General features: G+C 30.1%; 12 protein-coding genes. 6 read left to right on the top strand and 6 right to left on the bottom strand.

The annotated features are described in order from the left end of the window. Positions 1–91: 91 nt before the first annotated feature. Both AC1XJX_RS04075 and AC1XJX_RS04070 read left to right on the top strand, forming a co-directional pair. Complete coding sequence (locus AC1XJX_RS04075; protein ID WP_482002687.1) at positions 92–1828, top strand: tetratricopeptide repeat protein; 1737 nt, start codon at positions 92–94, stop codon at positions 1826–1828. 17 nt (positions 1829–1845) lie between these two features. Continuing rightward, positions 1846–2268: a thiol-disulfide oxidoreductase DCC family protein gene (locus tag AC1XJX_RS04070; RefSeq protein WP_482002686.1), complete on the top strand. Its 423-nt coding sequence runs from the start codon at positions 1846–1848 to the stop codon at positions 2266–2268. A gap of 112 nt (positions 2269–2380) precedes the next feature. On the opposite strand, the gene AC1XJX_RS04065 is transcribed toward AC1XJX_RS04070, so the two are convergent. The 3 genes from AC1XJX_RS04065 to aroC form a co-directional block, all read right to left on the bottom strand. After that, positions 2381–3202: a sulfurtransferase gene (locus AC1XJX_RS04065; protein ID WP_482002685.1), complete on the bottom strand. Its 822-nt coding sequence runs from the start codon at positions 3200–3202 to the stop codon at positions 2381–2383. Between the two features lie 14 nt (positions 3203–3216). After that, entirely contained in the window at positions 3217–4542 is a 1326-nt protein-coding gene (locus AC1XJX_RS04060; protein WP_482002684.1) for a dicarboxylate/amino acid:cation symporter, read from the bottom strand. A gap of 198 nt (positions 4543–4740) precedes the next feature. Next, positions 4741–5799, bottom strand: coding sequence for a chorismate synthase (gene aroC, locus AC1XJX_RS04055; RefSeq protein WP_482002683.1), 1059 nt, complete (start codon positions 5797–5799; stop codon positions 4741–4743). Positions 5800–5988: 189 nt separating this feature from the next. On the opposite strand from aroC, the gene AC1XJX_RS04050 reads away from it, so the two are divergent. Further along, positions 5989–6849, top strand: coding sequence for a UDP-2,3-diacylglucosamine diphosphatase (locus AC1XJX_RS04050; RefSeq protein WP_482002682.1), 861 nt, complete (start codon positions 5989–5991; stop codon positions 6847–6849). 2 nt (positions 6850–6851) lie between these two features. Here AC1XJX_RS04050 and AC1XJX_RS04045 read toward each other — a convergent pair whose 3' ends face one another. Then, entirely contained in the window at positions 6852–9761 is a 2910-nt protein-coding gene (locus AC1XJX_RS04045) for an FAD-binding and (Fe-S)-binding domain-containing protein (RefSeq protein ID WP_482002681.1), read from the bottom strand. Between the two features lie 136 nt (positions 9762–9897). Here AC1XJX_RS04045 and AC1XJX_RS04040 point away from each other — a divergent pair, with 136 nt between their 5' ends. The 3 genes from AC1XJX_RS04040 to AC1XJX_RS04030 all read left to right on the top strand — a co-directional run bounded on the left by AC1XJX_RS04040 (position 9898) and on the right by AC1XJX_RS04030 (position 12404). Next, complete coding sequence (locus tag AC1XJX_RS04040) at positions 9898–10377, top strand: hypothetical protein (protein ID WP_482002680.1); 480 nt, start codon at positions 9898–9900, stop codon at positions 10375–10377. A gap of 63 nt (positions 10378–10440) precedes the next feature. Next, on the top strand, positions 10441–11328 hold the full coding sequence (locus tag AC1XJX_RS04035) for a sugar phosphate nucleotidyltransferase (RefSeq protein WP_482002679.1): 888 nt from the start codon (positions 10441–10443) through the stop codon (positions 11326–11328). After that, positions 11322–12404: a phosphotransferase enzyme family protein gene (locus tag AC1XJX_RS04030; protein ID WP_482002678.1), complete on the top strand. Its 1083-nt coding sequence runs from the start codon at positions 11322–11324 to the stop codon at positions 12402–12404. The genes AC1XJX_RS04035 and AC1XJX_RS04030 overlap by 7 nt, the downstream gene beginning before the upstream one ends. Here the strand turns inward: AC1XJX_RS04030 and AC1XJX_RS04025 are convergent. After that, positions 12397–13806, bottom strand: a complete 1410-nt coding sequence (locus tag AC1XJX_RS04025) for a Gfo/Idh/MocA family protein (protein ID WP_482002677.1) — start codon at positions 13804–13806, stop codon at positions 12397–12399. The genes AC1XJX_RS04030 and AC1XJX_RS04025 overlap by 8 nt on opposite strands. Positions 13807–14284: 478 nt before the next feature. Next, positions 14285–15421 (bottom strand): N-acetyl-alpha-D-glucosaminyl L-malate synthase BshA, encoded by a 1137-nt coding sequence (gene bshA, locus AC1XJX_RS04020; RefSeq protein WP_482002676.1) that lies wholly within the window; start codon positions 15419–15421, stop codon positions 14285–14287. Positions 15422–15445: the final 24 nt, after the last annotated feature.

The following is a 15445-nucleotide window of genomic DNA, read 5'->3' as shown; positions in this document are numbered from 1 at the left end:
CGCTATTTTTATGTAAGTTTACATTACTGATTTTCAAAGCAAAACAAACCATGTTTCCATTATGAGAACATTTTTACTCTTAATTCTCTGTATGTCTATTTCTTTAAATCATGCTCAGGTAATAGATGAAAATACTACATTAAAAATAGATAGTATATTAAAAATTATTAAAACACAAAATGGTGTGGAACAGTTAAAATCTTATGAAGCATTAGGGAAACTATATTCTGGAAAAAAGCTAGAAATAGCGTTACTATATATTGATTCTTTAAAAGATAAATCAGAAATACTAAAAAATGCTGAATATATAATTAAATCTGATATTCTGCGTGCCTATTACTTAATGCAAAAATCTGATATTAGTAAAGCTGAAGAACTTTACTTGAGGAATATACCATTACTTGACAGTCTTAAACTTAAAACAGAGGTAGCTTCAGCTTATAGTATGCTTGGTATAACACAACAAAAATTGGGAAATTATGATGAAGCTTTAGAGTCTCATATTAAAGCGCTAAAACTAGCTCAGGATTTAAATTTTAATAAAAGTAAAATGGCTGGATTTTATATGAGTCTTGCAGGAGTGTATAATAATATCGATAAAAAGGATTTATCTATAAAATATCTGGAGAAAGCCGAAGAAGCCTTTAAATCTGCAAATATCAAATCTGGTCTTATGAGAGCAAAAGCTAATAAAGCCATGTTACTATTAAGCAAAAAAGATTATTTAAAAGCCATAAGTACCTATAAAGAATCTGCAGCTTATTTTGAAGAAGTAAATGATTCATTCTCAATGGGAAAAATTTACAATTTGATAGCCCAAGCATATAAACGCGCAAAAGATTTTAATACAGCAAAAATATGGTATAACAAGGCGCTTAATATTACTTTGCAGACAGAAAACCTTAAAACAACTGCAATTATTTACAGAGATTTGGGACGTGTAGCTGGGTTGGAAAAAAACGACAAAGAGGCCTTTTATTATTATAATAAATCATTAGAAGTAAATAAAAAGTCAGGCAATATAAGAGGTGTGCTAGATGATTACAGTCTTATAACCGAATACTATCTGAGGAATAACGATTATAAGAATGCTTATGAAACGGAGAAAGATTATCAAAGGATTGAAGATTCCATTTACAGTAAAGAAAGCAACGACAAAATAAATGAACTGCATCTACAATTTGAAACAGAAAAGAAAGAAGCTGCAATTGCATTGCAAAAAGAAGAAATTAATAACTTAAACATTCAAGCCAAAAACGATAAGTTAACCAAAACACTGCATGGCATTGGAATGTTTTCTTTTTTAGCCATAGCAGGACTGCTCTATTTTGGTTTTAAACAACGTATAAAGAAGAATAAAATAGAACGCGAGAAACAAGAAGAAATTTATAAACAGGAAATTAAATTTAAAAAGAAAGAACTGGCAACACAAACCTTGCACTTGGTTCAAAAAAATACGTTTATACAGGAGTTGAAAGAGAACCTGGAAAAAATAAAACAATCGCCAGAATTGTTTAAAGTAGAATTTAGAAGGCTGGTGATGCTCCTTAAAAAAGAAAGTGCCGAAGATAAAGATTGGGAAGTTTTTAAATCTTATTTTTCAGAAGTACACAACAACTTTGATAATAAACTAAAGGATATTTATGCCGATATAAGCGAAAAAGAAATACGGCTAGCATCCTTTTTGCGCATGAATCTTTCTACAAAAGAAATTGCTTCTATGCTAAACGTATTGCCTGAAAGTGTTTTAAAATCGAAATACCGCCTTAAAAAGAAGCTTAATTTAGATAAAGAAACCGATTTAACACAATTCTTAAATACATTGTAAAATGGTATCTTTGCATTATGAGTTTAGGTGTTCCAAAAAATAAAAAACTAATACTGTTTGATGGTGTTTGCAACCTTTGTAACAGCTCTGTATTATACGTAATAAAACGAGACAAAAAGAACACGTTTATGTTCGCACCATTGCAAAGTGAAACGAGCAAACGAATCATAGAAAAATTTAATATTGATACTACTAAAACGGATTCTATATTATTATATAACCCAGAAAAAGATAAAATTAATTACAAAAGTAAAGCCGCGTTAAAAATAGCTTCTCAATTAGGCTTTCCGACAAATATATTAGCTGTTTTTCTAATTATCCCAAGTTTTATAAGCAACTGGGTTTACGATTTTATTGCTAAAAACCGTTACAAATGGTATGGCAAAAAAGAGGTTTGTATGATACCAACTCCAGAGTTGAAGAGTAAATTTTTGAAATAGTTTTTATCGTCATTGCAAACGAAGTGAAGCAATCTTATTATTAATTTTAATAGAATTCCGCTGAAATAAAAAGATTACATCGTTATTCGTTCCTCATTCCTCGTAATGACGTTTATTCAGGAAACAAACTCCCCCATTCCGTCCAAGAACCATCATAAACCGAAATGTTTTTATACCCTGAAATATCTGCACCTAAAGCCAAGACGCAAGCTGTAAGACCAGAACCACACGAAAAAATAATATCATCATTTTTATTAGCAACCATATAAAATGCTTTTGCTAAATCTTTTTTTGATTTTAAAACACCATCTTCAATTAAATCTTCAAAAGGTAAGTTTACAGAATTAGGAATAGTACCCATACGCAAACCTGCTCTTGGTTCGGGTTCTAAACTTTTAAATCTATTTTCAGATCGAGCATCTACAATAATGTGGGTTTTGTTTTTGGAAGCATCTTGCATATGATCAAAAAACTTCATTGCATTAGGCTGAAGATTCGCAATAAAGTTACCTACTATACCAAAATACAAATTCATGTTTTCTGTTGGTAACTTATTTTTCAACCATTCTGGAAACCCACCATTTAAAACTGCTACATTATTATAACCAAAAGCTTTAAATAACCACCAAACCCTCGCACTGGAATAGATGCCTTTATCATCATAAACAACTATAGCACTATCATTATTAATACCTAAAAGTCTCGCTTCTTTTTGAAATTGCTCTATTGATGGAAATGCACTAGGAAAAGGATCAGAAGTATTACTGAACTTATTTTTAATATCAAAAAATCTCGCATTAGGAATTTGAAGTTTAGAATCGTCAAATACCTTATTTATAGTGCCATCTAAAACAACTAGGTTCTCAACTTTCAAATTTTCATGTAACCAATTTACTGAAACAATTGGAGTGTTTAATGAAATAGTAGTGCTCATTTTTTTTAAGTTTTCTATTTTACTTCCTTATAATGGTCGTCCCATTCTTTAGGTTTTGGATCGTGAAGTTTGTTTAAAGACTTGGCTACTAAAACTGAAACTGTAGCATCACCTGTAACATTAACAACCGTTCTACACATATCTAAAGGTCTGTCTACAGCAAAAATAAGTGCTAAACCAATTGGTAATAATTCCGCAGGAAATTTTATAGATTCTAATACAATTACTAACATCACCATACCAGCACTAGGTACGGCTGCACTGCCAATAGAGGCCAATAACGCTGTTCCAATTATTAATAACTGATTAGTAAATGTTAACCCTTCTGGCCAAATAACTTGCATTATAAATACTGCAGCTATACCTTGATATAAACTAGTACCATCCATATTTACGGTGGCTCCAACTGGTAATACAAAACCAGAAACCTCTTTATCTACACCTAAATGTTCCTCAACACGTTCCATAGTTACAGGTAAGGTAGCAGCACTACTACTTGTTGAAAAAGCTAATAATTGGGCTGGACTTATTTGTTTTAAAAACCACATAGGCGATTTTTTTGCATAAACTTTAATTAACATCATGTAAAAACCAATCATTAATACCAGGCCGCCAACTACACACAAAGCATACATTAAAAGTTTTAAAAGAATTTCTGTATCATCAAATGCAATGATAACGTTTGCTAATAATGCAAATACGGCGTAAGGTGCAAATAGCATAATTAAATCAACCATTTTCATAACAACTTCGTTTAACGAATCGAAGAAATCAATCAAAGGTTTTGCTTTCTTTTCACCAATTAGCAACAAACAAATACCAACAAATAAAGCAAAAAAGATCACCTGTAACATGGAAGCCTCAGCAAAAGACTGAAATATATTACTTGGAAAAATATCAACCAATGCTTGTAATGGACCTGCATCTTTTTGAGCAGATGCCTTCATTAATTTATCAGTAACCCCGGCATCATTTACATATTTTAATTTGATTTTCTCAATAGTATCTTGTGGCATCCCATTTCCTGGTTTAATTGTATTTACTATAGTTAAACCTATTATAATGGCTATTAACGTGGTACCTATGTATATACTAATGGTACGCAAACCCATCGATTTTATTTTGGATATGTCTTTTAAATCTGATATACCTTTTATCAAAGAAGCCAAAATTAAAGGAACTGCTATAAGTTTTAATAAGTTGATGAAAATAGTGCCAAAAGGTGCTATCCAGTCAGTAACAAAACCTTTGCCTCCTTCAATGGTATTTATAATAAAACCAAAAATGATTCCGAGTACCATTCCAATAATAATCTTCCAATGTAATGCTAGTTTTTTCATTTAACTTATTGTGTTTTCTTGGGTTGAAGTTAATAAATATTATTGAGATGACGTATCTACAGCCCCGATTGAAATGGCATCCTTTTTTGTTTATACCAAAAAGGATTATTCTATAAATTTATGAGGTTACAAAACAAATAAAAATATGCTTAGTAACTAAAAAATAAAAAAGATATAATGGAAAGCGGGAAATAGCTACTAATAAATTTTATTAATTAAATAAAAATCGGCAATTACTAAAGCTGCCATTGCCTCAACAATAGGAACTGCACGTGGTACAACACAAGGGTCGTGCCTACCTTTCCCGTGCATTTGAACCACTTTACCTTCTTTATCAATGGTTTCATACTCTTGGATAAGGGTTGCAACTGGTTTAAAAGCGACGTTAAAATAAATATCCATACCATTACTAATACCACCTTGAATACCACCTGAATAATTGGTCTTTGTAGAACCATCAGTATTAAAAACATCATTATGGTCGCTTCCATACATGGAACTACCATGAAAACCGCTTCCGTATTCAAAGCCTTTAACGGCATTAATAGATAGCATGGCTTTACCTAGTTCGGCATGTAATTTATCAAACACTGGCTCTCCTAAACCTACTGGTACATTTTTTATAACACAACTAACAATACCACCTACCGTATCACCTTTACTTCGAACTTCTTTAATATAAGTTTCCATTTTTGAAGCCATAGCTTCGTCAGGACAACGTACAATATTAAGTTCAGCTTTTGTAAGATCTAATTCATTATAAGGTTTATCTAATTTCATGGTTCCAACACCAGAAACATAAGCGGTAATCTCTATATCTTTAAGCATTTGTTTGGCTATTGCACCAGCAACAACTCTACAAGCTGTTTCTCTCGCAGAACTTCGTCCACCACCACGATAATCTCTTACACCATATTTTTTATCGTAAGTGTAATCTGCATGACTTGGACGATAACTGTCTTTGATATGTGAATAATCGTGAGATTTTTGATTGGTATTTTCAATAACAAAACCAATAGGTGTTCCAGTAGTTACACCTTCAAAAATACCCGAATGAAATTTTACAGTATCAGGTTCTTTTCGTTGTGTTACGATGGCTGATTGGCCAGGTTTACGTCTGTCAAGTTCATTTTGAATAGTATCTAAATCTAATATAATACCAGGAGGACAACCATCAATGACACCACCTAAAGCAGGTCCGTGTGATTCTCCATATGTAGTTAAATTAAATAGTTTTCCAAACGTATTACCAGCCATATTTATATTTTTTGGCTAAAATAGAGTTAATCCTAGAAATAAGGAAATGAAATCGTACTTAGCTTAGTAAATAATAATTTTAAAATCCATAACAATTAATTAACAATATCCTGATAAATAAATAATTATGGGTTAATATTTACGTAATATGAATGCTTGTTATTTGTAAAAAAAAGGAGTATACCCAAATTGAAAATTAAAAGAAAAATTGAAATTGTTGTTATATCTGATGTTCACTTAGGAACTTACGGTTGTCATGCCAAAAATTTATTAACCTACCTCAATAGTATCGAACCTAAAAAACTCATATTAAATGGTGATATTATTGATATTTGGCAATTTAAAAAACGATATTTTCCAAAATCTCACCTTAAGGTTATTAAGAAACTTATGAAAATGACCTCTGAAGGTGTTGAGATTATTTACATTACTGGAAATCATGATGAGTTATTCAGAAAATTTAGCGGTACTACTATTGGGAATATATCCATTGTTGACAAATTAGTTTTAAAATTAGATAATAAAAAAGCTTGGTTTTTTCATGGTGATGTTTTTGATATTTCCATACAAAATGCAAAATGGTTAGCCAAATTAGGAGGCTATGGCTATGATTTGCTTACGCTTTTAAACAAAACAATAAATTGGATTTTAGAAAAGCGCGGAAAAGAGCGTTTTTCATTATCAAAAAAAGTTAAAAACAGTGTAAAAGGTGCTGTAAAGTATATTAATAATTACGAGAAAGTGATTTCTGAACTTGCCATTGAAAACGGTTACGATTATGTTATTTGCGGACATATTCATCAACCTAAAATGGCACATTTTGAAAATAAACATGGAAAAACAATATATTTAAATTCTGGTGATTGGGTAGAAAACTTTACATCTCTGGAATATCAATTTAAACGCTGGAAAATATACAATTTCAATAAAGATAAATTAGCGCCTTTTGTAGTAGAGGATGACATGGAATCCTTAAATATTAAAGAATTAATTGCAGCCATTACCATAGTAGAACAAACGGAAAACAAGAAAAGGCTTAAAAAATTTTAAGACTAAATTAAGGCTTCTTTCAAAATGGATATGGGGTGCTTAGCTCCTCGATTTGTACCATCTTTTATTTGATGTCTACAACTGGTTCCATTAGCAGAAATGATCACTTCATTTGACGCTCTTCTTATGGCTGGAAAAAGAGTTTGCTCGCCTATTTGCATACTAACTTCATAATGCTCTTTTTCATACCCAAAACTTCCTGCCATACCACAACATCCACTTGGTATAATCGTTACTTTATAATTCTTAGGAAGATTCAATACTGCAAAACTTGAAAGTTGATTACTCATGGACTTTTGATGACAATGCCCATGAAACTTAATGCTTTTACTTTCCAAAGTAAATTGTTCTGGTTTTATATTACCTAATGTTATTTCATGCATTATAAATTCTTCAATTAAAAATGTGTTTTTTGATATCGCTTCCGCAGAAATTTTATCATCAGCTAATTTTAAATATTCATCTTTAAAAGTATAAATAGCTGAAGGTTCAATACCAATTAAAGGCGTTTCTTTTGAAATTTTATCTTTAAAAATAGATACGTTTTTATTAGCTAAATCCTTAGCTTGTTCTAAAAGCCCCTTGGAAAGAAATGCTCTTCCGGATTCTTCATTATCTATTAATTCTACAAAATAATTGAGGCTTTTTAATAAATCTAAAGCATCCATTCCTATTTCAAAATCTAATAGATTGGTAAATTCATCATTGTATAAATACACTTTTTTAATATAATTTCCTTTTTCTATTAGTGGATTGAATCTTTGATAATATGCTTTTAAACTTAAACTTGAAATTAGAGGCAAACTTCTTTCTTTAGCAATTCCAAAAGACTTTTTTAATACTGATGCCGTAAAATTATTTGTAAAAACAAAATTTGAAAGTTTTGAAAACTTATATCCAAAAGTATTTAATTTGTTGTTGTACGCAAATAGTTTACTGCGCAAACTAATACCATTTTCTTTTTGATATTGAAATTGAAATTCTGCTTTTAAAGTAGCTACATCCACACTACTAGGGCATTCGCTAGTGCAAGCTTTACAGCTTAAACACAAATCGAAAACTTCTTTCAATTCCTTATGATTAAACTTGTTAGCTTTCTCTGAGTTTGTTAAAAATTCTCTCAACGCATTAGCTCTAGCTCGGGTTGTGTCTTTTTCATTTCTGGTGGCTCGATAACTCGGACACATAGTACCTCCAAATTCTGGTAATTTTCTACAATCACCAGAGCCATTACATTTTTCTGCTTCACGCAAAATGCCATGCGATTTAGAAAAATCGAGCAGAGTTTCTATTTCTGGCTCTACTCTATCTGCTTTATAACGAAATGATTCATCCATTGGCAAAGCATTTATTATTTTCCCGGGATTAAAAATCCCATCTGCATCAAAAACCTGTTTAATTCGTTTTAAAATATCATAATTAGCCTCACCAATCATCATAGAAATAAACTCAGAGCGTACAATCCCATCACCGTGCTCACCACTCATAGAGCCTTTATACTTTTTAACCAATTTAGCTACATCTGTTGTTATTTTTCTGAATAGAACAACATCTTTAGCTTTTTTCAAATTTAAAACAGGTCTTAAATGCAACTCGCCAGCACCTGCGTGGGCATAATATATAGCTTGTTGATTATAACTTTTCATTAATGCCGAAAATTCAGAAATATAATTGGCTAAATCTGGTAAAGCAACAGCTGTATCTTCAATACATGCTGCTGATTTTTTATCACCAATTATATTGCCTAATAAACCTAAACCAGCGCTTCTTAAATTATTTGCTTTATTAACATCATCTCCTATTAACTTTGGGTAGGCATAACTCAATCCGGTTTCTTCAATAGATTTTTCTAATTTATCAGCTAAAATTTTTAGCTCATCTTTTGTATTTGCTCGAACCTCACACATTAAAATAGCTTGAGGATCACCTTCAATAAAACTCCTGTTTTCTTGCTGTGTTTTATTATGTTTTGTGCAATCTAAAATGGTTTTATCCATCATTTCACAATTGTACAAATTATGCTCCATGGTTAATGCAACAGCATTTAAACAACTTTCAATACTATCAAAATGAGCTGCTAGCATAATTGATTCTTGTGGTGGTAACTTATCTAATTTTAAAGTAATTTGAGTTGTAAATGCTAAAGTACCTTCACTACCTGAAAGGAGTTTGCACATATTAAATTTTTGAGATGACTTAGTAAAAACATCACTCTTTATTAATTCGTCAATAGCATAACCTGTATTTCTTCTATGAATTTCAGGTTTTGGGAAATTTTCAATAATTTGATTTTGAACACGTTCAGATTCCAATTCAGAGTAAATTTTTTTATAAATCAATCCCTCTAATGATTCTATATTTGTTTTTTTATGAAACGCTTCTTTAGATAACTCCCCAAAAATAACTTCGGTTCCATCACTTAAAATAGTATGCATTTCTAAAACCTTATCGCGAGTTACACCATATTGAATGGAAGTAGTTCCTGACGAATTATTGCCCACCATACCACCTAACATACAACGATTTGATGTAGATGTGTTTGGTCCAAAAAACAACCCATAAGGTTTTAAATAATTATTTAAGGCATCACGAACTACACCGGGCTGAATGGTTACCGTTTGCGCCTTTTCATCAAAACTTAATATTTTAGTGAAATATTTAGAAACATCTACAATTATACCTTCTCCAACACATTGACCCGCTAAAGAAGTTCCTGCAGTTCTAGGAATTAATGATGTTTTATGCTTATTAGCATATGCTATTAATAATTTTATATCATTATTGTTTTTAGGGTAAGCTATGGCTAAAGGTAATTTTCTATATACTGAGGCATCCGTGGCATATATAGATTTTAATAAATCATCATAAAATAATTCACCTGAAAGGTTTGATTTTAAGCTTTTTAAAGGCATTTTATAAAATAAACTGTTAATTGCATAAATATAAATACAATTTTGGCGTTATTTTTGTAAAACAACGTAATATTAACAAATGACCTTTTAACATACAACAGCCGTATATAATTTGTAAACTAAAACTTTAAAACTTATGAAAAAATTATTTTTATTATCGTTAGCCATTCTTGGCTTTACATTTGTTTCAAATGCACAAGAAATTTCAGAAAATGCAATTGGATTACGTTTAGGGGACAGTAACGGGCTTGGAGCAGAAATATCATACCAACGCGCTTTAGGAGATAATAACCGATTAGAATTAGATTTTGGATGGAGAGATGGTAATGATTATAATGCTTTCAAACTAACAGGATTGTACCAATGGGTTTTTCCTTTAGACGGATCATTTAACTGGTTTGTTGGTGCTGGTGGTGGTTTAGCTTCTTTTGATGGAAAAAATTTTCTAGATGGAGAAAGCGAAACTGCACTTTTTGCTGCTGGTAATATAGGTATTGAATATTCTTTTGATATCCCTTTACTTTTAGCACTAGATTTTAGACCTGAACTTGGCTTTGGAGATTTTACCGATGATTTAAATTTTGATATTGCATTTAGTATCCGATATCAATTTTAAATAAAAAAGAACAGTATGTGAAAAGCGCTTTTTTAAAGGCGCTTTTTTTGTTATATTTAAAATATGCAAAAGAAAACTTTAGCCATTATGGCTGCCGGATTTGGATCTAGATTTGGAGGCATAAAACAATTATATAGTTTTACTTCAAATGACTATATTTTATTAGATTTTTCAATTTATGATGCCATTCAAGTTGGTTTTAATCATATTATATTTATTGTACGCGAAGATATTTTAACTGATTTTAAGGAAAAATATGATTTCAAATTACCAAATCATATTACAGTAAATTATGTAATTCAACAAATTGAATATGTTCCTGATACTTATAAATCTATCAAGAGAAAAACACCTTGGGGAACAGGACATGCGTTATTGATTCTAAAGCAATTAGTTAAAAATAAATTTGCCATTATAAATGCTGATGATTTTTATACTAAAGATGCTTTTAAAAAAATGCATGAGAATTTATTTATCATAAATGATACGCAAAATTTCTTAATTGGTTACCAATTAGACAAAACGTTATCAGAAAATGGTAGTGTATCTCGTGGTGAGTGTGTTTTTGATGCTGACAATTCATTAAATCAAATAATTGAAAGAAAGGAAATAATAAAAAAGCATGATTTAATAACTTATATAGAAAATAATAAAACAAAAACCATAAAAAAAACATCTATTGTTTCTATGAATTTTTGGGGTTTTAATCCTGACATATTAGAAATAGCGGAAAACGAATTTTATCTTTTTTTAGGTAACTATAAAAATGATGCATCGGAATTTTACATTACTAAAGTAGTTGAAAAAGCTATTGGTAATAAACAAAAATTTAAAATAATAAATACTGATTCTGAATGGTTTGGAATTACTTATAAAGAAGATTCCGAAATAGTTTCTGAAAAAATTAAGACATTAATTTCTAAAGGTATTTATCCTGAAAAATTATGGTAAGCATAGATAAAATTAACATCATATTAAAAAACTTTAAGTTAGATTATGAATGTGTCGCTTTTTCAAAGTTAGAATCCGGACATATAAATGACACATACTTAATTACAATTGCATCAAATTCTAAATATGTACTACAAAAAATAAACACCAATGTGTTTAATAACATTGAAGCTATTTCTCACAATAAACTATATTTTAATAATTTCATTCAAAGTAAATCTCAAAATTATAATTATCAATTTATTCATTTTATAGAGACAATAAACAATGAAGTAATTTATTTAGATAATCATAAAAATCATTGGAATTTAATGCCATATATCGCAAATTCTAAAACTTATGATGTTGCTAATAATTCTAGTTTAGTTTTTGAGGCAGGAAAACTTTATGGGAATTTTTTAATACAAACTTCCAATATTTCAATATCTGATATTAAAGAAACTTTAGAAAATTTTCATAGTGTCCCGTTTAGATTTTCACAATTTGAAAACGCTTTAAAAAAGACAGAAATAGATTTAGAAACTATATTAGATGAATTAAATACCATCAAAAAGAATAAAGAAAAAATGTCCTTGCTTTGGAAATTAAAAGAGCAAAAAAAAATTCCACTCCGCTTAACTCATAATGATACAAAACTTTCGAATATTCTTTTTGATAAAAACGAAAAAGGTTTAGCTGTTATTGATTTAGACACCCTTATGCCCGGTATTATACATTTTGATTTTGGAGATTCTGTCCGATCCATTTGTGCTACTGCAAAAGAGGATGAACAAAATTTAAATCTAGTGGAATTAAATCTTGATTATTATGAGGCATATTGTAAAGGATATTCATTTCAAACCAAAAATATTTTAAACGAATTAGAGATTTACTATTTACCGTTAGCAATCAAAACCATGATTTACATTATGGGTTTACGTTTTTTTACCGATTATTTAAATGGCAACATTTATTATAAAATAAAATATCCAAATCATAATTTAGATAGAGCGAAAAATCAATTCAAATTATTGCAGAGTATAGAAAATCAGTATTGTGAAATTGTTGAAATCACCAACTTATATTTTGCTACATAATATCTCTTAAAACCTCATTTTTTCTTGGTGTTTCCCATGTGCCTCCTGTAAAATCAGGTATTGTAGTTGCAGAACTATTATTTGAAACAGATAATTCAGATAATGGTGTTATGGCACTCCAAAGTACACTATCGTATAAATTAATATCCAAAGGCAACCCTTGATTTAAACAACGAATAAGCCTGTAAATCATTACAAAATCCATACCTCCATGGCCTACGGCATTGGCATCAATTTGTTCTCTTAATTTTTTCCATAATGGATGGTCGTACTTTTCTCTATAATCTTTATAATCTTCTTCTTTTAACCAACTGTGTCCCCATTGCAATTCTTTATGACCTAAATATAAACGAGATGGATATCCTTGGTGTACTGCTTTAGTACCAGTAACGGTATTTAATCTAGAATACGGTCTACCAGTATGTGTATCAAACTGAAGCATAATAGTTTTACCTTTTTTTGTTTTTATTAGAGTGGTATTAATATCACCACAAGCAAAATCTTTAGCCCAGAAGTCTTCTTTTTTAGCGGCTTCACTTAAACTTTGTTCACGAGAACTCATACTTACTAAATGATCATAATTATCACCACGACCAATATCCATATAAAAACTAACTGGACCTAAGCCATGACCTGTATAAAAATTACCATTTTTAGTTTGATGATGTTTAATTCGCCATTGATTTTCGTAGTACGTTTCATGCATCATATGTTTTCTTAAATCATGAATGTAAGCACCTTCAGCATGATTTATATCACCAAAAACACCTTCGTTTATCATATTTAAAACCCAGAGTTCTTCACCATTAAAACAACAGTTTTCCATGTACATACAATGTTTTTTATTACGTTCAGCTACCTCAATCAGTCTCCAACAATCTTCTAGGGTCATTGCCATAGGTTGCTCACAAGCAACATGTTTACCATGTTCCATACCATAAACAGACATTTCAGTATGATACTCCCATGGAGTTGCTATAATTAATAAGTCAATATCGTCACGTTCAGCAACCTTTTTCCATTCATTTTCTGATCCAAAATACAAATCAGCTTTGGTGTTTTGAATGGTATTTAAATAGTTACCATTCTCGTTAACTTTATTCTCTTTCAAATCTGAAAGCGCTAAAATTTCAGCATGATTATTTTTTATTAAATACTCAAACATTTGAATTAAAACACTACCTCTATTCCCCATTCCTATCATTCCTACACGAACTTTACTTATTGGGTTGACTGTTAAATTGAGATTAGATCCAGAAGCTTTATTTATCAATAATGTTTCTTTTACTTTTTCTGAATCAATCGTACTTGCAATGTTAGATTTACAAGCAACTAATGAAGGTGCTGCACCAAAAAACAAAGCGGCTCTGGCACCTAAATTTAAAAAAGACTTTCTATTCATTATTTTAGCAATTAATAATAAAATAGAAAGATATAAAAAGTAATTTACTTTTTAATATTAATAAAAAGTATAACTTAATTTTATAAATAAGAAACAAAAGCATAATACTACCAGAAATAAACCCTAAACTAGGGGTGAGCACAAAGAAATAACAAAAGATTATTATTAAATAAATTGGGTTTTAAAGAATTTGAAAACACAATTTATAATAACAATTTAATTATGGAAAAAGAAGCTATTCAAATTCATTTTTTGGAGTATAAACTCTAAATCCAAAAGAAAACTATGGTCAGGTTTATAATAGAACTGACAGTATTGATGAACTTTATTCTTCTTTTCATAGAAAAAAGTATAGCCATTCATCCAAATGGTCCGCTTGAAATTAAGCCCTGGGAACAATAGAGTTTTCTTTATTTGAACCACATAAAAATCTACTAACTTTTGGCAAGCTATTTAAAATAAATTAAATGTTTGAGAATTATAAAACTAAACACTTGGATAAAGTATCTTCATAAATTACTTCGTATTGCGGAACTATACTGTGCAAATCGAACTTTAAAGCTTCTTTTCGAGCATTCTTCTTAAATTCCTTTAATCTACTTTCATCCTCTAAAATAAATATGGCGTTTTTCGACATATCATCAACATCTCCTACATTACTTAAAAACCCTGAAACTCCTTGAATATTTACTTCTGGAATTCCTCCCGTATTACTAGATATTACAGGAACACCAGACGCCATAGCTTCTAAAGCTGCTAAACCAAAACTTTCTGTTTGGGATGGTAATAAAAACAAATCACTAAAACCTAATATCTTATCTATCTCATTACTTTTTCCAAAGAAAATAACTTTATCAGTAATACCTAATTTTTGACACAGTAGTTCAATATGTTCCCTTTCTGGTCCCTCTCCTACTAACATAAGTTTAGCTGGTACATCTTTTTGAATATTATAGAAAACATTAATAACATCTTGCACTCGTTTTACAGGTCGCAAGTTACTAATATGTGTTATTATTTTTTCGTTGTCTTTAGCCATCATTACCCTTTGACAATTAGTAAAAGAATGATTATACTTTTCTAAATCGATAAAATTAGGCACTACAGCTATTTCATTTTTTATATCAAATAATCGGAGTGTGTCTTCTTTTAAACTTTGAGAAACAGCCGTTACTGCATCTGATTTATTAATACTAAAAGTTACAGCTGGTTTATAAAAAGGATGACTGCCTACAAGTGTAATATCAGTACCATGTAAAGTAGTTACAATTGGTACATAAATGCCTTCTTCTTGTAACATTTTTTTGGCCATATAAGCAGCATATGCATGTGGAATGGCATAATGCACATGTAAAATTTCAATTTTATGAAGTTTTACCATATCAACCAATTTACTTGATAAGGCTAACTCATAAGGTTGGTAATGAAATAATGGGTATTCTGGCACATTCACTTCATGATAATGCACATTATTACTTAATAATTCTAAACGAACGGGTTGATTATAGGTTATAAAATGAATCTCATGTCCACGTTTTGAAAGCTCCAACCCAAGCTCTGTTGCAACAACACCACTACCTCCAAAAGTTGGATAACATACAATACCTATTTTCATATCTTATTAATTACAATAATTTAA

It is taken from the genome of Flaviramulus sp. (assembly GCF_982512915.1).
Note: the sequence above shows the minus strand (reverse complement) of the source record. Positions and strands in the feature narration are given on the sequence as shown.